Genomic DNA, 20,669 nt, shown 5'->3' on the forward strand with positions numbered 1-20,669 from the left:
GAAGCGATCGCCTCAACAAATTTGCTAGTATTAATCAATCATCCAGGTATCTAGAAATAGGAGTATCCAAAGGTCTAACTTTCAACGCTATCAACATAAAGAATAAAGTAGCAGTCGATCCGCAATTCAGATTAAATACGAAAAAATATGCTAACGATAAAGTAGTTTTTCTCGAAGTTTCCAGTGATGAATTTTTCAAAAGTTATGCCCAGAAATTTGAATCATTCGATTTAATTTACTTAGATGGTCTGCATACTTTTGAACAAACTTTTCGAGACTTTTGTGCTTCCCTTGCTGTGGCACATTCAAAAACTATATGGTTAATTGATGATACTTGTCCGAGAAGTTATGCTCAAGCACAATCATCACTACAGCGTTGCCGACAAATACAGAATTTTTCTGGGGAAAAAAGCGGTGCTTGGATGGGTGATGTATTTAAAATAGTTCCTGCCATACATGATTTTTTTCCTCAGTATAGTTTCGCCACTTTCCCAGATCATGGACAAACAGTAGTATGGCAGAAATGGAGGAAAGATTTTCAGCCTCAATGGAACAGCTTGAAAATGATTAGTCAGTTAGAGTATGCTGATTTTGTTGAATTGCAGAGTACGTTATTTAAAAGAGAGCCATATGAAAATATCTTTGAAATAATTAGCCATGACCTTAGTGAATCATAATAAACTTATGATCATGAAAAAATAGTAGTAATTAGATAAAATGAATTTACATTTAGGACAGACTGACCAACTATTAGAAAAGTGCAATTCCGATCCACAAAATCGATTATTCAAAATACAAAATGCCATTGTTAAACCTATAGAAATTCAGAAACAATATATTAACTGGTTTGGCGGTGTTATTTTTCCTCATAATATGCCAGAAATATTCCGTCATAGACGTGGTAGTAACTCAACTGTAGGAGTCGTTTACATAGACCAACTGGTACAAGTGGATAAACACAAAAATGTTGATACCAACAACTGTAGCGATCGCCACATTGATACTTCAAAAACTTATAATGGTACATATATTTATGCAGGTCCTTTTCATCCTCACTTTGGACACGCCTTAACTGAAAGTATTCATCGTCTTTGGGCATTCGATAACAATTTACATGATGGTGTTGTTTTTGCTGTATCACTACGACGAAATAGCAAACCTCATAAATATACTCCTCCTAAATGGTTTATTCAAGTTTTGGATATACTAGAAATACCTCTAGCTAAATGTATTTGGGTAACAAATGATTGTTTATTTGAAAATCTGATTATCCCAGAACCTGGTAGTGAGTTAGCATTAGGAGCTAAAAAATGGTATCGCCCCCATTTAGAAAAGCTACAACAGAGAATTTTGCAGTTAACAGATAATCAGAAAAAAGATAAACCAGAAAAGCTTTTTTTGGGCAGAAATCATATTCGTTTTAATGGAAATATCGCAGGTGAGAAATATTTTGAAACCTTATTGGTTGAGGAGGATTATATTTATTTAAAACCAGAAAATTACGATATATTAGAACAACTTGCTTGCATAATAAATGCAAAAAAAATTATATTTAGCGAAGGAAGTGCTATATATATTCTCGAATTAATTAATTATCTAGAAGCAGAAATTGCTTGTCTTCCTCGAAGAGAAGAGAACAGGTCTTTTTATCCACACATAAATAGCAAATGTCGCAATTATATTATTGCTGGAAATGTTCAAGATATCCTATGTTTATGTCACTGGAAAAAATATATAAATAAGCCACTAACAATCAATAAACATCCAGAAAAAATTGCTGAATCACTCAGAAAAAATAATTTTACATCTCTCACAAACTGGGATGAAAATAAGTTCTTGGCTGAAGAAAAAAACTATGTTATGACCTACATAAAGCAAGCCTACAGTTTTCTGCCAAATCACTCTCCTGCCTACCGTAGAAGTGTTATAAAAAAGTATTCCCAAATTCGGATAAAACTTCAAGAAAATTCAATATCTAAAGTTTCTGAAAGTAAACCACCTAAAAGTCGAAGCGATCGCCTCAACAAATTTGCTAGTATTAATCAATCATCCAGGTATCTAGAAATAGGAGTATCCAAAGGTCTAACTTTCAACGCTATCAACATAAAGAATAAAGTAGCAGTCGATCCGCAATTCAGATTAAATACGAAAAAATATGCTAACGATAAAGTAGTTTTTCTCGAAGTTTCCAGTGATGAATTTTTCAAAAGTTATGCCCAGAAATTTGAATCATTCGATTTAATTTACTTAGATGGTCTGCATACTTTTGAACAAACTTTTCGAGACTTTTGTGCTTCCCTTGCTGTGGCACATTCAAAAACTATATGGTTAATTGATGATACTTGTCCGAGAAGTTATGCTCAAGCACAATCATCACTACAGCGTTGCCGACAAATACAGAATTTTTCTGGGGAAAAAAGCGGTGCTTGGATGGGTGATGTATTTAAAATAGTTCCTGCCATACATGATTTTTTTCCTCAGTATAGTTTCGCCACTTTCCCAGATCATGGACAAACAGTAGTATGGCAGAAATGGAGGAAAGATTTTCAGCCTCAATGGAACAGCTTGAAAATGATTAGTCAGTTAGAGTATGCTGATTTTGTTGAATTGCAGAGTACGTTATTTAAAAGAGAGCCATATGAAAATATCTTTGAAATAATTAGCCATGACCTTAGTGAATCATAAAATAAATTTCTGAGATTAGATAAAATATTTAAATTCAATGAGTTATATAAAAATAGGAAATGAATATTTACGTCAAGGTAAATTAGATCAAGCTATTCAAGCTTACCAGGCGTCTATTCAATTAAATCCAAACTTTCACTGGGCTTATTATAAGTTAGGAGATGCTCTAAAAATAAAAGGTCAAATACAGGAAGCAGAGCAAGTTTATCAGAAAGCTGATTTCCTCAAAAATCAACTAGAAAATAATCAATTTAATACTTACAGTAATCTGAGCGAAACTTACGAAAAGCAAATTCAGGAAATATATCAAGCCAACATTAGTCTTAAAGCAGAAATAGAACAATTAAGGTGGATTTTATCTCAAATCGTCAATACATCATTAAGTCAATTATCTGTTCATTTTGATATTTCAAATAAACAGAATAGGGTTTTATCAAATAAGATACTTGTAGAACTTTTTCTAGATATTGCAAAACTTTTAAAACCAGATAATTTTTTTGATATTGGCTCTCGTGATGGTAGCGCGAGTATTACTTTTAAAAAAGCTGTTCCGACAGTAAAGTGTTATGCTTTTGAAGGTAATATTAACAATTATGAAACTTTTAAAGATAGGGAAGAGTTTAAGCAACTATCTATTGATTACAGATATCTAGCAGTGAGTAATTATAATGGAGTGGCTGATTTTTATATTCCAACAGAAATTAATGGAAATCAACTTTCTAAAAACATAGGAAATGCTTCATTGATGACTAGAGAAACAAAAGATTGTCAATATCAAAGTACAAGAGTAAATTGTACTAGACTTGATGATTTTTGCCTGAATAATAACATTGAATTAGATAAAAATAAAAATTTAGCATTATGGATTGATGTTGAGGGAGCAGCATTACAAGTTATTGAAGGTGCTAAAAATTGCCTGGCTCAAACCTCATTAATTTTGGTAGAAGTTGAAGAACATCAATACTGGAATAATTCACCACTAGCAGATCAGATAATTAATGAACTTATTTTTAATAATTTTATTCCAGTCACTAGAGATTTTGAACGTTTAATGCAATATAATTTACTGTTCATTAACTCTCAATATCTGAATCAATGTAAAGGATTAATATATAAGTTTTTTAGCAAGTTTAAAAACTAAGTTTTTCAGATCAAAGAAGAAAAATTTTATTCCTGAAACGGCTTTGCTGCACTAAAGACGAAAAAAGGGTAATTAACAGCTTGGAATTTTTTGTATCCTTAGCCTGCTCTAATTAAAAGATTTATTTTCTGGAGATGTCTAATGAAGAGGAAGACTATATCGCACGTTCTCTGAGAAACCAAGGCAAGCGAGGTATGGACTTTGGTGGTTTACACACGGACTTTGGTAATAGTATGCGAATTACAGAAATGAATGCTCTGCTTGGTCGAATTCATTTAGCAAAATTGCCAGAGATGTTGAAAAAACGTGAGCGAGCTTATGAATTAATTACCGAAAAATTGTGGTTTAAAGTCTCCCCTTTTAAGGGGATAATAAATAAAAATTGTCCTTTGAATCAATCCTCTTCTTTTCAAGGAGAGGTAATTCTAAATTCGCGCATTCTAAATTCTAAATTCTTGAACGCACCTCTCAAAGAAGCTGGTCTATCGTTTGTATCTACAGAAAAAATGGATATCGCTAGTAATTACAAATTGATTGTTCATTTGCCAGAAGGAAAAAATGCCAAAGAAGTCAAAACAGCAATGACAGAAGAAGAGATATTTTTAGGAGGAACAGTATATGAAATACCCTGTCACAAACAACCAGTTTTTGCAGGTATTTGTGAAGGAGAGAGTTTTCCTCGTGCTGAACGTTGGTGTCCGAATCATATTTGTCCGCCTCTGACTTCTGGGATGACGGATACTGATGCTCAACGAGTGGGGGAAGCTTTAGTTCGATATTTGAAGTAACTCTATAGTAAAATTTGTAGGGTGTGTTAGGGTCAGCGTAACGCACGAAATATATGGAATAGGCGGTGCGTTACATTTCATTAACACACTCTACAACTGGCGAGCAAGATGCTCGCACTTATTGCACTGGCGAGCAAGATGCTCGCACTGCGGATAACTGACTCAACTCAACCCCGCACAAATAAACGCACTCCAATACACCGGATGCTCAAACGGATATTCCTTTTTACACGCTGCTTTCAGATACTCATTCTTCGTCTGATAAACACGCTGATAAATATTGCTAAGTTTCACCCGCTCCTCCTCTAACTCCTGATACTCCGCCGCATCTTTGGCATAACTATTACGTCTGACTTCTATTTCCTGAAGTTGCTTGTATGCCGCCTCCAACTTCTCCCCTAACGCTTCCTCTAATTCCTTTTTATACTGCTTTTTCAGCTCTTTCCCTGTCAACTCCCGTAACTGTCGTTGTGCTAGTTGCAATGCTTCCGAACGATTTTTTCCCTCTTTGCGCAACTGGTGATAAAATATCGAAAACAAACAAGTTCCTAAATCATCCACTGACCACAAACTGCTAATCACACCCCTGGCACCTGCACACAAAAATCCTGTATTCAATGTCAATACATCATCGGAGATTGGCACTAGACCAAAGTTGGTCTCACAACAGTCGATGAATACCTCGTCTAAGTCTGGGAAACGGAATGCAGGAGATAATAGTTGCCCCAAGGTAATTCTCTCATTGCCGCCTAAAAGTAATGCTGATTCCATACAGTTGTCTATGCGAGATTGGGCGTGATGGGTTGACAATAACCGTTTTACCTGAGATAATAATAATTTGTAGCTGTCAACGGTAGCAGCTTTACCCCGGAGCCGTTGGTTGTCTGGCACTCCATACATTTTTGCTATATGTTGCGCTTCATAGCTGGCACAGGGTAAGTCGTTGCGGGTGTCTTCCACGATGCCATACTCTGCTGCTGTTACTTCTGGGCGTTGGGTACAAAAGTCTAGAATTTGGCAACTGGCAAGGGTGCGGATACGGAAATAGTCACCTAGATATTTCTTGTCTCCCGACTCTGTTATTGGCATTGCGCTCCAGGGGAGAAAGTGTAGGTATAGATGGGGAATTAATATCAATTCTTCAATGTCTTTGAGGTAAAACTTGCATAAGTCGCCCAATCTCAATTTACTGGCAACTTCTTCTAAAAATCCAGGCATCTGTTGTTGCCATTCCTGGTAGGACGAGAGGTAAGAATCAAACCAATTTTCCCCAATCCAATCGTCCAGTTTTTCAATCCCCAACCCACTGTATATATGAACTTTAACCCCATTTTGTTGCACTACAAATAAATAGGTATTGTCCAAGGTCATATAAAAACTCAATATTGCTGTAGTCGGTTGCTGTATCAATGCTTGGATTTTCTCAAATTCCAGTGGAGTAACTTCTATCCCCTCTGCTAATACTCGGTCTAAACTACGGATTTTTTTATAGACTTCCTGCTTTTGAGCTTCTAATTCGGTAATGCTTTGCTTTCTAGCTTCTGTGGCAGCTCGCCCCCTGGTTGCTGCTGCTAATTCTTTTCCCTCTGTGTGACTGTCTCCTTGTTGTTGTTGCCAAAGTTGATCGATCTGCTGTTGAATAGCATCGTATTTTTCTAACAATTCTTGAACTTCCGTAGGTATTTCACCTTGGGAGTAGAGGTCGTTACTTGCCATCAAATCTACTAACCGTCTGGAGCGAGACCGCTCTAAATATTCTAAGGCTTTTTCTATTTGATTGCTATTTACGCAAGCTTGTACTATATGTTGGTAGACATCTATAGATTCTCTGACGATTTCTTGGCGGCGATCGTCGTCTTTTGACCAACTGCGACTGAGTTCGACTGCGGTTATGGCTTTTTCGTAGGCAGCAATGGCAGGTCGCCAGTTACCTTGCTTGAAATGGAGGCTCCCTAAGTTGTTAGAAGTTCGGAGACATTCAATTGGATCGGCTTCCGGGGTGTAAACTTCTAAAGCCAGAAGATATGCAGCTATAGCATTTTCGAGATTTTCTGCCCGGTCTCCTCTGATTCTTTCACTGTAGGCAAAACCTAGATTGTTTTGAGTCGTTGCCCAATTGATGGGCAAGTCTTGTTTGGTACGAACTTTCAATGCCAGATGAAATGCAGCAATAGCATTTTCGAGATTTTCTGCCCGGTCTCCTCTGATTCTGTTACTGTAGGCAATCCCCAGACTGTTTTGAGTCGTTGCCCAATTCATGGGGAAGTCTTGTTTGGTACGAACTTTCAATGCCAGATGATATCCAGCAATAGTATTTTCCAGATTTTCTGCTTTGTCTCCTCTGATTCTGTAAAGGTAAGCAGTAGCTAGATTGTATTGAGTCGTTGCCCAATTAATGGGGAAGTCTTGTTTGGTGTAAACTTCCAATGCCAGATGAAATGCAGCAATAGCATTTTCGAGATTTTCTGCCCGGTCTCCTCTGATTCTGGTACTGTAGGCAATGGCTAAATTGTATTGAATAGCTGCCCAATTGATGGGAAAGTCTTGTTTGGTACGAACTGACAAAGCCAGATGATATCCAGCAATAGCATTTTCGAGATTTTCTGCTTTGTCTCCTCTGATTCTGTCAAGGTAAGCAGTAGCTAGATTGTATTGAGTCGTTGCCCAATTGATGGGGAAGTCTTGTTTGGTGTAAACTGACAATGCCAGATGAAATGCAGCAATAGTATTTTCGAGATTTTCTGCTTTGTCTCCTCTGATTCTGTCAGTGTAGGTAATGGCTAGATTGTATTGAATAGCTGCCCAATTTTCCCGGTTACTCTCGCGGGTAAAGACTTTTAGCACCGCTTCGTAACCAGCAATGACGATTTCCATGTTATTTGCTTTGTTGCCGAGGGGGAAGTCATTAAGGCGGGCGCTGAAATGCCAAATAGTCTCAGCAATGTATTCTGCTGTGTCTGTTTCTACTTCTGAGAGTTTAGAAGTTACCCAGTTTCCTAATATATCGGCAAAGTTATTATGGAGTTTGTCTAGGTTTGCTTGCAGGAGTGGGTAGATAACATTGGGGTCGCCTTTGCTATCGGCGGTTGCTTTGAGTGTCTCCATCAGGAAGTTCAAATAGTCTTCTGATGAGTAATTAGTTGAGGGAGAAGATTCTGAGATTTCCAGCACTTCCACAAGCTGACTCCTGAGATGGCGTAAAAAATTAGCAGCGTCTCGATCATTTTGTCCATAAAGTTCCATTGCTTGGAGTAACCCTTCATCTACTAACTCGCGGTTAGCTTGGAGGATTTCAATTGCCTCGTTGGGGGGGGTTAGCAGTTGTTGGATGAGGTTGGCGTATGCTTCTATGCGTTGTTCGTCCATTTTTTGTTATTGGTTAGTTGATATCTATATATTTATCTGTATTTGGGGTTGAGGTTTATGCAGTTTTATCCCCCCTAACCAACCTTGGAAAGGGGGGGACTGGAGTAGAGAGAGGCGATCGCTTACTGTCATTTTTGTCGTTGCGAGCCGCAGCAAAGCAATCTCTAAGGTCTAAAACTCGCTTTTAAGAGATTGCTTCGGGGGGTATTAACTGTTGACAACAGAGTTAAGATCAAATATTCCCCCCTCGCAATGACAACTCAACTGTCATTTTTGTCATTGCGAGCGACAGCGTTTGCGGACCAGTCCGTCAGCAAAGCAATCTCTGGGGTCTAAAACTCGCTTTTAAGAGATTACTTCGGGGGGTATTAACTGTTGACAACAGAGTTAAGATCAAATATTCCCCCCTCGCAATGACAACTCAACTGTCATTTTTGTCATTGCGAGCGGCAGTGAAGCAATCTCTAAGGTCTAAAACTCCCTTCTAAGAGATTGCTTCGGGGGGTATTAACTGTTGACAACAGAATTAACAAATATTCCCCCCTCGCAATGACAACTCAAACCAACCTACTTTTTCATAACTTCTTTTTCAGTTATCAGTAGTTAATTATCTCCTTGTGTTAAACTTTCTTTGGCTTTTCTAAATTCAAGAATTTTTTGATACAAACTTTCGTGGGTTTCATCTTGAAATAGCTTATCTTTGAACTCAAGATAATCTCCTGCCCCTAAATTACAAGCGGCAACAAATTGGAAAAATTTTAAGGGTTCTAAATGATCTTTAAGAATTAAAAGTGCTTCTTTAATCACTTCTTTTTCATTAGTTGTTCTGGTTGTCATAAGATACCTCAGTGATAAAATCAATAGGATTAACAGTTTTAATGGTTGATAAGGTTTGACAGCGGTTAATCAATCTTCGGTCGCAAGTTATAAAGTAATCACTTTGTGAAGCTTCAGCACAAGCCACATGATAAGAATCAAGTAATTTAATTCCTTGATTTTGTAGTTGTTTAGCTCGTTTTTATTCTAATTGTTCCATTTTTTGATAAATGGTTGCTAAAGTCAAAAAGTTGGTAATTTTTTCTTGTCTGGTTATATCGGAATTAAATAGATTTTCATATTCTATCGGTTCTGAGTTAACTAATTCAATCTCTCGATTATTAATCATCCCTAAAATCAACAAAACAGCCTCAGTTTCTAAAGCTATTTTCTTCTGCGTTTGGTCATCAAAAGGACGATTATAAACACTGGTATCTAAATAAACTCTAATCACATTATGCTACCTCCTCAATCAGTTATTAGTTGTTAAAGTTATTCTCTTTTTGTCCGCCGATCGCCCTGAATAAATTCCTCAAATAAATCAAAAAAATTCTCCAAAGCATCCCGTTCATCTTCAGAATAAAACAAAATAATATTCGCCCATGATTTCGAGGTATCAACCTTAAATTTTGCTTGAATCCATTCTTGAAAACCATCAAAACAGTAGGGCGTATTTAGAGGTTGGCCAGACTCATATTGAGCTACATTATAGCCCGATAAAAATGCTTGCAAACACATAATAGACGGCCTGCCCAAATAAACATTTGGCTTATGTTTAATTTTTTGGAGAATATCGTAAACTCTATCCATTTTTACCTCTTCTTAATAAATTAACGATAGAAAGATTAAAATTTTTTTTCTGTAAATTGCTACATTTTTAGTTACAGCCAGAATTTAATTTCGTACTTTCTAACTTCTAACTTCTGACTTCTGACTTTGTTTTATTGTCCCCTCATACTTAGCTAAATCTACATTTTCTCCAATAAACTCTTCAAACAAATTAAAAAAACGCTCTAAAGCATCCCTTTCATCTGCCGAATAAAACAAAATAATTTTCATCCACGACTGAGTATCTGGCAAATTATATTTTGACTCTATCCATTCCTGAAACTTCTCAAAATATTCCTCTTCTTGACTCAGAGGTACACCCAATTCTCGCCTTGCAAATGTATAACCATCAAGGAAAACTTGTAGATGGTCAATTGATGGTTTTCCCAAATACAAAGCGGGTCTTTTTCTAATTTTTCTAATTAATTCATAAAATCCAATCATATTTAACCTCAAAAATAATATGTAATTAAAATTCTACTTCTGTTACTTCAAATTCACCACCTAAATCCATTGCTACACAATACAAGTTACCCAACCATACTTGTCTAGAAACTCCTTGATTATCAATATTATCAAATATTAATTCTACTCCTTTTATTTCCACAACTATTCCCTCATGGCGACCATTTGTAGCAATATTAAGCCCTAATCTATCATGGTAGATATTACCATACTTTCCTTTAGCTTTCCCCGTATAAAGTTTAACTTGCTTACCAGAAATTCCTCTAGCAATTAAAAAATCTTTAATTGCCAAGGCACAAGCTGTACATTCAAATAGCTGAAAACGACTAGCAATTTCTGAAATTTGCTGACGTAGTTCATCATCAAATAAAATTTCGTTACTCATTACAGTAATAGCAACTGCCATAACAGACAACTAGAAGTAGGAACTTCCGATAGAAAGTCCCTACAATTATCTAATCTAAATCTCTATCTCCTCCTTGCCAAATTTCTACTAATTTATCCATCAAATCTTCTGCTAAATCACTCAACTCAATATCCCCATTTTCATCATCCCCTTCTTTCAAATTTCCCATCAAGTTATCTGCTAATTCTCGTTTACTACTTCCCAAATATGTCGCAAACAAATTCGTAGCAGCAGCTCGCAACTCATAATTTTTTTTAGTCCGATAAATCCACTCCAACTGAGCAATAATATTAGTCAAATCTTCCATTTCTAATTGTTCTTTAACCCTAGCAAAAACCGTACCGACATCCGCAGAAAAAGCATTATTAGCTGATTCTAAACGTTGCAAACATTCAAACCAAACTTCTATATGTTCTAACTCATCAATTTCCACTGATTCCGGCATTTCGTCTGGTTCATCTATAGGCAAAAAACCCAATACTTCCCCAGATTGTAAACTCTCTTCTAACCGAACAAAAACATAACCAATTCTATCTTCAAGTACCTCTGGCGGTAACTCAATTTCATTCTGTTCTGGTAATACGAAACGACATTCTAATTGACCGACTTTAACAATAGCCAAATCAGCCACATTATGATAATTACGGATTACCGGATTCCAAGAATCAGAAGCTTCTAAATCGGTTTGAATATCAAACATTTTGAGAAAATTATCTACAGCATAAACCACCAAAGTATTTAGATAAACTTGAGTCTTTTTTTCTTTATTAGGTTGTTGGGCTGCAAATTTTTGAGCATAATTATGAGCCTCTATAGGGATAGAAATATTCATAGTTTGATAATCTGTAGTAGTCATTATTCGCCTCCTAAAAGTTCGTTATAAATTTCCTTCAAAAGTGGCTTACATTTTCTACGATTCTGTGCCATTAGAGTTTGATAAGGAACATTTAATTCCTTTGCTATTTCTGTAAATTTTTGCGGAGGAGTTCTTAACAAACGCCGTTTAGCAATTTCTCCACAAGTACATTGAGGATAATCTTTTGGATGACAACCTAATCCTTGAATTGCTGCTGATAGTTTTTCCTCAAAATCTTCTTGAATTAAAGTTTCCATCGGCTCAGGAATATCATCAGTAGTAATGTCTCCTAAAGTTGGTATATTTGAATAATTATTACTGCCAGAAATTGGAGCATCAAGAGAAATTTCTGGTGGCTCTTTTTCACCATACAAATTCTTAATTCTGTATCTAAGACGCAACCCATACCAATTAATCCACAATCTCAGACCATGCACAAGAGACTTTTTTCCTTCCTGAATTTGTTCAAATTCACTACATATTCTTTGAGAAAATTCTAACTGAATCTCTTGTAATAAATCTGGATACTTGGGATGTCGGGATGTCGCAAGTATTTTGTATTGTACAATTCGGCTCCACAACGTAGAAAAAGCTCTATCCCATTCCCTAGTTCCCGGAGTTTCTTTACAGAAATGTTCTATCGCTTCTCGGAGCAAATCATTATTAGATTTGTCATTACACATTTGAGTTACAGAGACATATTTTGACCTTACCATTTAACTAACTCCAAAAATACCATAAATCATGTTTATTTTTGCTCCTATGTAGTTGGGTTGAGCAAGCGAAACCCAACACCTTTTTGTTTATATGTGCAAAAAAAATGTTTATAAGGGTTGAAAAAATAAACCCCTTATATCATGTCCTGATAATCAATGATAAAAAAGTTTTTGTTTGTAGTAGGGCTTTAGCCCGAAGTTATAGATAGGGCTGAAGCCCTACTACGAACTTTATTCAAAATTACAGAAAAAATTGAGGGTTAGTTTAATCTAAATTCGATGCCTTTCCAGATAGAGAAAATTGCTGAAATAGCCACAATAATTACATGAAGTTTTTTCATAATTACAGTCATTTTTTCGTTTCATTGTTAAGTTGATAATTTTGAGCCATGTAAAACCAAAAATTATCTGTTCTTAATTATTTAACGATTTGAAGCGGGGATAATTTTGCAATTATGAAAAAATCAGGACTTACCCAAAATATTAAATTATACACGATCTGTAGGGGCGAACGGCCGTTCGCCCCTACTATATGTAGTAGTTGTGTGTACAAAACGTTTCATGCTCTAGCTCAAAACTTTTTAAATCGGAATATCTATGATAAATTCTGTACCTTTTCCTAGTTGAGAAATACATTGCAGTTGTCCTTTGTGCTGTTCTGTAATAATTTGGTAACTTATTGATAACCCCAGTCCAGTACCTTCACCCACAGGTTTGGTAGTGAAAAAGGGGTCAAAAACTCCTTGGCAAATATTTTCGCTCATCCCAATTCCATTGTCAGCAATACTAACTCGTACAGTTTCTGAGTCTTTCATCTCAGTAGTGATGAAAATTGTGGGATCTTTTCCCACATCCTTCGAGGTAGTTAAAACATCAATAGCATTGGTGAAAATTTCCAGAAATACTTGATTTATTTGATTGGCGTAACAATTTACTAGAGGGAGTTTTCCATAATTTTTAACAATAGCAATTTCTGGATAAGAGCCATTAGCTATCAGGCGATGTTGCAAAATCAGTAAAGTATTTTCTAATCCTTCATGGATATTTACCTGTTTCATCTGCGCTTCATCGAGGCGGGAGAAATTGCGTAAACCAAGAACAATTTTGCTAATACGATCGCTTCCTGTTTCCATTGAGTCGAAAAGTTTTTCTAGGTCTTGACATAAAAAATCTAGGTCTAAATCTTGGAGTTTGTCTTCTATTGCAGCAACGGGAGGAGATAAATTTTGTTGGTAGAGGTCGATAAGTTCGAGTAGATCGCGGACATATTCACGAGCATAATCGATATTACCCGAAATAAAAGTAATCGGATTATTGATTTCATGGGCAATTCCTGCGATCATTTTGCCCAAGCTAGACATTTTTTCTGTTTGAATGAGTTGCAGTTGAGTTTGCTGCAAACTTTTCAAAGTTTTGGTCAATTCTTTAGTTTGTTCTTCAACGGCAATAACATTCCGGTACGCTCGTAAAGCAGAAATAGTGCTAGTAATTAATCGTTGTCTAGTTAGTTCAACCTTCGTTCTGTAGTCGTTAATTTCATAGTGGCGAATTACATACTCTTCTGGTGCTTCCCCTGGTTGACCAGTCCGCAAAATAATCTGGATACGTCTATTATTTAGTTCTTCGCGAATATAGCGAACCACATTTAAACCAGCATCATTGGTTTCCATCACTACATCAAGCAAAATGAAGGCAAGATCGGGATTTTCTAAAATTAACTGTTTGGCCTCCAAACCGGAAAATGCCTCCAGCAGTAAGATAGGTTTGCCATCAAAAACGAAATTTTTCAAGGCTAATTTAGTGGCTTGATGAACGGCCAAGTCATCATCCACTATCATTATTTTCCAAGGCTTTATTTGTAGAGGTTGGTTGTCATCTTCTTCAACTAAAGAAATAATTTCATCATCTTCTTCAACTAAAGAAATAATTTCATCATCCTCTAGAAGAATTAATTCGTCATCTTCTACAAGCAAGAGTTGCTCATCATCTTCATCCTGAACAGGAGTAGTATTGTTATTGTTCTGTTTTTTATCGTCGTGGGTAGTCATTTCAGTTATCAGTTATAAGTTATCAGTTATTAGTTATTAGACATCTCCAGAAAAGGGGCAACAGGCAACAGGGGGAAATAATTGATAATTTATGGATAAGAATTGATACTATTTTTGATTTTTACCAGATGTCTATTAGTTATTAGTTATTAGTACCTCTAGCTGTTTGCGAAGCATTCCGTAGGAAAGCAAGAAGGTTGAAATCTGGGCGTTGCTTTCTGGGTATGATTTTGCCCCCCTAGCCCCCCAAAATTGGGGGGAATAAAACTCTAAAAGTCCCCCTTGATACCCCTCCCGTCCCCCGCAGGATCGGGGGAAGCCAGATGTTGCTGCGCTTTTTGTTGAACGGGGGATGCGCGGGGACTTGACCAGAACCAAACAATCGCGCATTCATACTTCAATTCAGCAACGCCGAAATCTGGAATATTCTCTTCCCTTATGTACACATATATGTTGATAATTCTATAATTACTTCTTACTTCAATATTCCATCTCCCCCACTCCCCCACTCCCCCACTCCCCTACTCCCGAGCAAAAGGAATAGTTATGAAAAATTTTGTGCCTAAACCCACCTGACTATCAACTGCTATTGTTCCCTGTAACTTTTGGGTTACTAAATTATAGACAATATGTAATCCCAATCCTGTTCCTCCCTTACTCCTGGCAGTGGTGAAAAATGGCTCAAAAATCTTGCCTAAATTTTCCTTTTCAATACCACAACCATCATCACTATATTCAAGCTTTATTTTATCACTTTCTTGGCGAATGCCCAAGGTAAACTTTCCTGCTGCTTCCGAAGGATACCCATGAGCTAGGGAGTTAGTGACTAAATTGGTGATAATTTGAGCCAAGGCCCCTGGATAACTATCAATTTTAATAGTTTCGTCCCCTTCTACAGTGAGGGTATGAGATGTTGTAAATTGGGGAGCTAAACTTAAAGCAATTTCTTTGAGGTATTCTTTGAGGTTAAAGTATCGGTGTTCGAGGTTGCTTTGGTCCGCAGCTATTTGTTTAAAGCTGTGGATCAATTCTCCAGCTCGACTCAAGTTGCTCAACATCAGTTGGGTACTTTCTCCAGCTAACTCTAGATAATTGTTAAGTACAGAGCGTTTCAGTTGTCCTTGAGCTACAGCTTTGGTAAAGTTTTGGGTTTCGTCCGCTAGAGTAGAAGCAACAGTGATACTCGTGCCAATTGGGGTATTGATTTCATGGGCAACTCCAGCAACTAGCCCTCCTAAAGCAGCCATTTTTTCTGATTCTACAAGTTGTTTTTGAGTTGCTTTCAGGTCTTCGAGAGCTTGAGATAGTTCGGCAGTGCGCTTTTGAACTTTTTGTTCGAGGGTATTATAGAGTTGAGCATTTTCGATGGAGATAGCAGCTTGAGCACTCAGGAGCCTAAGAATTTCAATGTGGTTTGGGGTGAATGCTTCTGCGGTGAAGTTGTTTTCCAGATATATTAGGCCAATTAATTGACCTTGGTTGATAATGGGAGTGCAGATGAGACTTTTGGGATAGTTTTGAATCAAGTAAGTATCCCCAGAAAAGGTAGTATTTTGACTAATATCGTTGATTAGGAGAATTTTTTTTGTACGTTTGACTGTATTAATAATACTGAGAGGAAGACTGTTGGCATCATCAAGATTCACAGGTAATAGGTGACAACTGCTCTTCTCACATTGGGTAATAATTTCCCAAGTACCAGTATTGTTTAAAATTAATGCACCTTTGTCAGCTCCTGCATTTTCGAGGACAATGTTCATTAGTTTAGATGTCAACGTATTGAATTCTATTTCCTGAGAAATGGCTTGAGATACTTTAATGATGGAGACGAGATCGAGGATATAAGGAGAGGAAGAAGAACTCCCAGTATCAAGGCTTTGGATCGAGTTGAGGGTTTGGTCGAAATTGAGGGGAGATTGAGTTTCTTGAAGAATGGGAGCAAGCAGTTGAGGATATTTTTGCTCTAGTTGGTCTGTCTTAGCTTTAGCTCCCCAACGAGCATAACAGTAGTATGCTTCCTGCATATAGATAGCAGCAATTTTTTCTTTCCCCCAATTAAGGTAAAATTTGGCTGCAAGTTCGTTCCCTAATGCTTCTTCTTGGAGATATTCGTTTTCTTTAGCTAGGGCAATGGTATGGTCGTACAATTCTATTGCTTCTAAAGTTTTTCCCGAAATTCGAGCAATTTCTGCTTCCAGCAAACAACACAAATGCAGGAAATTGTCCGGACAATTTTGTGCCCAAATAGCAAGTTGTTTTTGATAGGTCGAAATTTTTTCCCCATATTCTAATTTTTGGATCTCTGTTGCATTGGGATAGAGTGATGCCATCAGCAGCGCATAAATAAATAAGTGATGGGTATAAGGAAGTAACCCTTGAGGTGCAACGTTAATAATTTCTGCATCAGCTTCCTGGCAACACTCTAGCGCCTCATCCAGTCGGTCGTAAAAGAACAGAAGTTGAGTTTTCAAGATATTATAAATACAAATTACTTGCCAGTTTTTATGCTGGCGACATTTTTCTAAATATTCAGATTCGACTACATTAGTTCTTACTCCCATCAATTCCGAAAATAACATCCCACCGCCAATAAAAAGATCGATCGCCCACTGATTTTTGTATTTTTGAGTGAAGGCTAATGACTCGCTAATTTGTGCAAGTAGTTTTTCTAGGGGAATACTTTGATAAAAACGGCAATACATATTATGACCAAAAGCATAAGCTGCATATTGCAAATTACTCGACTCTAAACCGACTCTATAAGATGAGAGATAATCTTCACTTGCTACTTTGAGAGGATGGGACCAATGTCTGAGAGAACTACCAATCATCAAATAAGCAACACTTTCAGCAGATTTGTTATTAAAGGTTTGAGTTAACTGGATAGTAACATTGAGCAACTGATCGGTATTTTTATAATTATTCAGAGCATATCCTCGCAAACCGCCAAAAGCAGGATAAATATATCCAACTTCTGGTGTATTTCCGTATTTCAAGCACAGATTAATTGCTTTGGCGCAAATAACAGACCATAATCTTTGATGAGAACGATAAGTTGGCGGTCCCAAGGTAATTAAAAGCTTGATTGCCATTTTTTGTTCTGCTTGGGTCATCAAAGGTAATTCAGTCAGGGAAACAAACGGTAGATTTTTAAAAGTTTCTGTAGCGATCGCTAGTTCTGCATCTCTTACTTGTTCAAAATTTTCTTCGGGTAGGTCAACATCAACTAATGCTAGACCCCGGCGACCTGCTTGAATAGCTTCTGGATACTTCGCTTGCAGAGTATACTGAATAATTGACATATTATATACTTCTGCTTTTTCCATGGGAGTTAAGGCATTTTTCAATATGAGTTCGATCCACATTTCAGCGGTTTCGATGTTGCCATTCAAGTACTCTACTTCTGCTCTTTCTTTATATAGAGAAAAGCTGAGTTGATAATGTTGTTGCCAGCAGTCATCGGGTAAAAGTTCGATTCCCACTTGGATATAACTCAAAGCTCCAGCATAAGCTGTGGAGGCTTTAGCTTTACTCCCTGCCAATAAATTGAGTTTTGCTAGCTCCTCTCGTTGTAAGGGTTTGGTAATTAATGTCCGACCCAGGTCTAAATGGTTAACGATTTCAAAAATTCTCTCTTCCCGTTCGGTAGCTGATAATTTTTCCAGAAGTAAAGTACCGATATCAAGATGAGTCGCTTGTTTTTTCTCTTCAGAAATCAATGAATAAGCGGCTTGTTGAACGCGGTCGTGCAAAAAACGATAACCCACTGAAATTGTTTCCACCTCATTTTCTTCGTTCTGCATTCCCTGGAAAAATTTATAGGTCTGGCTTTCGGGAATAATAAACCCTTCTTGCAACCCTCGCCACAAGTTTGTTGCCACTCGCTCCTGAGTACCCTCGCATACCACCGCCAACGTTCCTAAGTTGAATTGATTACCAATACAAGCTGCCAGTTTCAACACTCCCTGGGTTGCTGACGGTAATTTTCGCAATCGCTCTATCATAAATGTTACCACATCGTCCGTCAGCGCCAACTGTTGTGTTTTTGCTAAGTCACACTGCCAGTACCCTGCATCTGCCTCAAATGTAATGCAGTTATCCTCATATAAACCTTTCAAAAATTGAGTTGTAAAAAACGGATTGCCCTTGGTATTATGATACACCAATTCAGATAAAGGTAAAGCAATATCCACAGAACACAACAACGTATCAGCAACCAAACGATTAATATCTAATTCTTCCAGAGGTGCTAGAGTTATGGTATTAATGTTAGCGCCCTGTTTTTTAATTTCATCTAAAGTCAGCATCAATGGATGAGCTGGGAAAACTTCGTTATCGCGATAAGCTCCTAATACTAATAGATAACCTGTTTGTGATTCATCCATCAACAATTTAACTAAGTTGAGCGATGCCGAGTCTGCCCACTGTAAATCATCAAGAAAAATCACTAGAGGATGTTCTTTGGTAGTAAATACCCGCACGAACTTGCCAAATAGTAGATTGAAGCGATTTTGTGCTGCGCTACCAGAGAGGGGGGCAACAGGTGGTTGGCAATCGATAATTCGTTCCAGCTCTGGAATCACTTCAATAATAATCTGTCCGTTTTCTCCTAGTGCTTTGATAATTTTAGCTTTCCAGTTCGCTAGCTCGGTATCCGACTCTCCTAGTAACTGTCCCATCAAATTTCGGAAAGCTTGCACGAAAGCAGAAAAGGGAATATTGCGATTAAATTGGTCAAATTTACCTTTGATAAAGTAACCTCGTTGCTTAACTATTGGTTTGTGAACTTCATTGACAACTGCCGTTTTCCCAATTCCTGAAAATCCTGCCACAAGTATCATTTCTACTCCCCCCTTGCTAAGGAGGGTTGGGGGGGATTGTACTTCCTCCTTGCTAAGGGGGGGTGGAGGAGATTGTACTCCCCCCTTGCTAAGGGGGGTTTGAGGAGATTCTTCCTTGTTCACGGGAGTCTGGGGGGGATTAGCAACGCGCTCAAAGCCATCTAGTAACACTTGAACTTCTGATTCCCGTCCGTAAAGTTTTTCAGGAATCAGGAAGCGATCGCACACATCCCTTTCTCCCAGCTCAAACGATGTAATTTTTCCTGTAGTTTCTAACTGCTGTAGACATTGCTCAAGATCGTGTTTCAAGCCAAAAGCACTCTGATATCGCTCCTCGGCATTTTTTGCCATCAACTTCATCACAATATCTGACAGTACTTGGGGTATTTCTTCTCCATTCCCTAATACAGTCGGCATTTTTGCCAGATGAGAATGCACAAGTTCCATGGGGTCGCGGGTATCAAACGGTAATTTTCTGGTTAGCAGTTCAAAAAATGTTACACCGAGAGAGTAGAAGTCGGTGCGATAGTCAATACCTCGATTCATACGTCCAGTTTGTTCGGGGGAAATATAGGCCAGGGTTCCTTCCAGAATATTGGGGTTGATAAGTTGTTGTTGTTCTTTTGGTAATAAAGTGGAGATACTGAAGTCGATGAGTTTGACTAGATGAGTTTCAGGGTGGATGAGAATATTGGCGGGTTTGATGTCTTTGTGGATAATACGTTGTTGAGTTAGATATTGGAGAGCTTCTGCTAGTTGGATAGCTATGTGGAGAAATTCCTTGAGGGAATGGCTTTGAGTCGGCCAATGATCGGACAGAGCAATCGATCCTGAGTCGGCCATTACCAAGGCATAACCATTAGTATAGGGTTCTAAAGATAAGCATTGAACAATAGCTGGATGTTCCAGGTGACTAGCGATCGTGTATTGGTTGCGGAATTGAACCAATTCATTGAAGCTAGGATGAGGGTTACGTAAGACTTTGATGATCACTGGTTGCCGAGGAGTTTCTTGAATTGCTCGATAGACCAGTGTGCGTTGTCCGGCATAGATTTGATTGACTTCTTGATAACCAGCTAAGTTGAGCATCACTATCACCAGGAATTTAGACTAAATATATGAATACTATTTTATCTAATTTAGATCTCAATTGCCACAAAAAATCATGGTTAGTCCTGCATAGTCAAGTAATTGGAGGAAATTAACTAGCTATCAGCTTTTCCGTTCCGGAATGCGACCCTTGCCAGCATTTAGCTGGAGCGCTAAAAAAAATCAAGGGTTTAAGTCCCCCACGCTTATTTGAAAAAATTAGTGGTGCGCCTTTTCTGGGGGTTTTAATCCCCCATTATACACCCGGAAAATGCTGACTGCTGAAGTGCTGATAGCTGACTGCTACTTCAATTATATAGCGGGGAACAGCGGTACGACCCCGCATCGGCGACAGATGCAAGCAGTCAGGTCACGCGTCGGTGCCAGAGGCAAGGGAATGTTGACCAAGAGAGGAAACTCCTAATATCAAATCCGGTAGCATCGGTGTAATTAGATGGGGAGATGGGGAGATGGGGAGATGGGGAGATGGGGAGATGGGGAGATGGGGAGATGGGGAGATGGGGAGAGGGGGAGATGGGGAGATGGGGAGATGGGAAGATGGGGAGATGGGGAGATGGGGAGATGGGGAGTGAGAGAAATATTTGGTAATGGTTGAAGATGGAA

Annotated in this window: 15 protein-coding genes; 5 read left to right on the top strand and 10 right to left on the bottom strand. The window is 37.9% G+C overall.

The features are described from left to right. From F6K23_RS30110 to F6K23_RS30125, 4 genes are all read left to right on the top strand, one after another. Positions 1-677, top strand: a 677-nt coding sequence (locus F6K23_RS30110) for a class I SAM-dependent methyltransferase (RefSeq protein ID WP_293162713.1), incomplete at its 5' end; no start/stop codon positions are given. Between the two features lie 40 nt (positions 678-717). After that, positions 718-2,685 carry a class I SAM-dependent methyltransferase gene (locus F6K23_RS30115; protein WP_293162716.1) on the top strand — a complete coding sequence of 656 codons (1,968 nt, stop codon included), beginning with the start codon at positions 718-720 and terminating at the stop codon, positions 2,683-2,685. 37 nt (positions 2,686-2,722) lie between these two features. Continuing rightward, positions 2,723-3,826 carry an FkbM family methyltransferase gene (locus F6K23_RS30120; protein ID WP_293162719.1) on the top strand — a complete coding sequence of 368 codons (1,104 nt, stop codon included), beginning with the start codon at positions 2,723-2,725 and terminating at the stop codon, positions 3,824-3,826. A gap of 134 nt (positions 3,827-3,960) precedes the next feature. Beyond that, the gene (locus F6K23_RS30125; RefSeq protein WP_293162722.1) at positions 3,961-4,614 is read left to right on the top strand and encodes a DegT/DnrJ/EryC1/StrS family aminotransferase; all 654 of its coding nucleotides are present in this window, start codon (positions 3,961-3,963) and stop codon (positions 4,612-4,614) included. Between the two features lie 162 nt (positions 4,615-4,776). Here the strand turns inward: F6K23_RS30125 and F6K23_RS30130 are convergent, their stop codons facing one another. The 10 genes from F6K23_RS30130 to F6K23_RS30175 all read right to left on the bottom strand — a co-directional run bounded on the left by F6K23_RS30130 (position 4,777) and on the right by F6K23_RS30175 (position 20,045). Further along, positions 4,777-7,980: a CHAT domain-containing protein gene (locus F6K23_RS30130; protein WP_293162725.1), complete on the bottom strand. Its 3,204-nt coding sequence runs from the start codon at positions 7,978-7,980 to the stop codon at positions 4,777-4,779. A gap of 603 nt (positions 7,981-8,583) precedes the next feature. After that, a complete protein-coding gene (locus tag F6K23_RS30135; RefSeq protein WP_293162728.1) occupies positions 8,584-8,817 on the bottom strand; it encodes a hypothetical protein in 234 nt (77 codons plus the stop codon). A gap of 181 nt (positions 8,818-8,998) precedes the next feature. Next, positions 8,999-9,250: a hypothetical protein gene (locus F6K23_RS30140; RefSeq protein WP_293162731.1), complete on the bottom strand. Its 252-nt coding sequence runs from the start codon at positions 9,248-9,250 to the stop codon at positions 8,999-9,001. A 38-nt stretch (positions 9,251-9,288) separates the two neighbouring features. After that, entirely contained in the window at positions 9,289-9,606 is a 318-nt protein-coding gene (locus F6K23_RS30145; RefSeq protein ID WP_293162734.1) for a hypothetical protein, read from the bottom strand. A gap of 99 nt (positions 9,607-9,705) precedes the next feature. Further along, positions 9,706-10,068: a hypothetical protein gene (locus F6K23_RS30150; protein ID WP_293162737.1), complete on the bottom strand. Its 363-nt coding sequence runs from the start codon at positions 10,066-10,068 to the stop codon at positions 9,706-9,708. 25 nt (positions 10,069-10,093) lie between these two features. Beyond that, positions 10,094-10,495, bottom strand: a complete 402-nt coding sequence (locus F6K23_RS30155; protein WP_293162740.1) for a papain fold toxin domain-containing protein — start codon at positions 10,493-10,495, stop codon at positions 10,094-10,096. Between the two features lie 49 nt (positions 10,496-10,544). Further along, a complete protein-coding gene (locus tag F6K23_RS30160) occupies positions 10,545-11,351 on the bottom strand; it encodes a DUF1822 family protein (RefSeq protein ID WP_293162743.1) in 807 nt (268 codons plus the stop codon). Then, positions 11,351-12,067 (bottom strand): hypothetical protein, encoded by a 717-nt coding sequence (locus tag F6K23_RS30165; RefSeq protein WP_293162745.1) that lies wholly within the window; start codon positions 12,065-12,067, stop codon positions 11,351-11,353. Before F6K23_RS30165 ends, F6K23_RS30160 begins: the two co-directional genes overlap by 1 nt. A gap of 581 nt (positions 12,068-12,648) precedes the next feature. After that, positions 12,649-14,115: a sensor histidine kinase gene (locus F6K23_RS30170; RefSeq protein ID WP_293162748.1), complete on the bottom strand. Its 1,467-nt coding sequence runs from the start codon at positions 14,113-14,115 to the stop codon at positions 12,649-12,651. A gap of 521 nt (positions 14,116-14,636) precedes the next feature. Further along, positions 14,637-20,045 carry an ATP-binding sensor histidine kinase gene (locus F6K23_RS30175; RefSeq protein WP_293162750.1) on the bottom strand — a complete coding sequence of 1,803 codons (5,409 nt, stop codon included), beginning with the start codon at positions 20,043-20,045 and terminating at the stop codon, positions 14,637-14,639. A gap of 478 nt (positions 20,046-20,523) precedes the next feature. Here F6K23_RS30175 and F6K23_RS30180 point away from each other — a divergent pair, with 478 nt between their 5' ends. Beyond that, positions 20,524-20,661, top strand: a complete 138-nt coding sequence (locus F6K23_RS30180; RefSeq protein ID WP_293162752.1) for a hypothetical protein — start codon at positions 20,524-20,526, stop codon at positions 20,659-20,661. The last annotated feature ends 8 nt before the right edge of the window (positions 20,662-20,669 follow it).

Source organism: Okeania sp. SIO2C9, from assembly GCF_010672455.1.
GTDB lineage: Bacteria > Cyanobacteriota > Cyanobacteriia > Cyanobacteriales > Microcoleaceae > Okeania.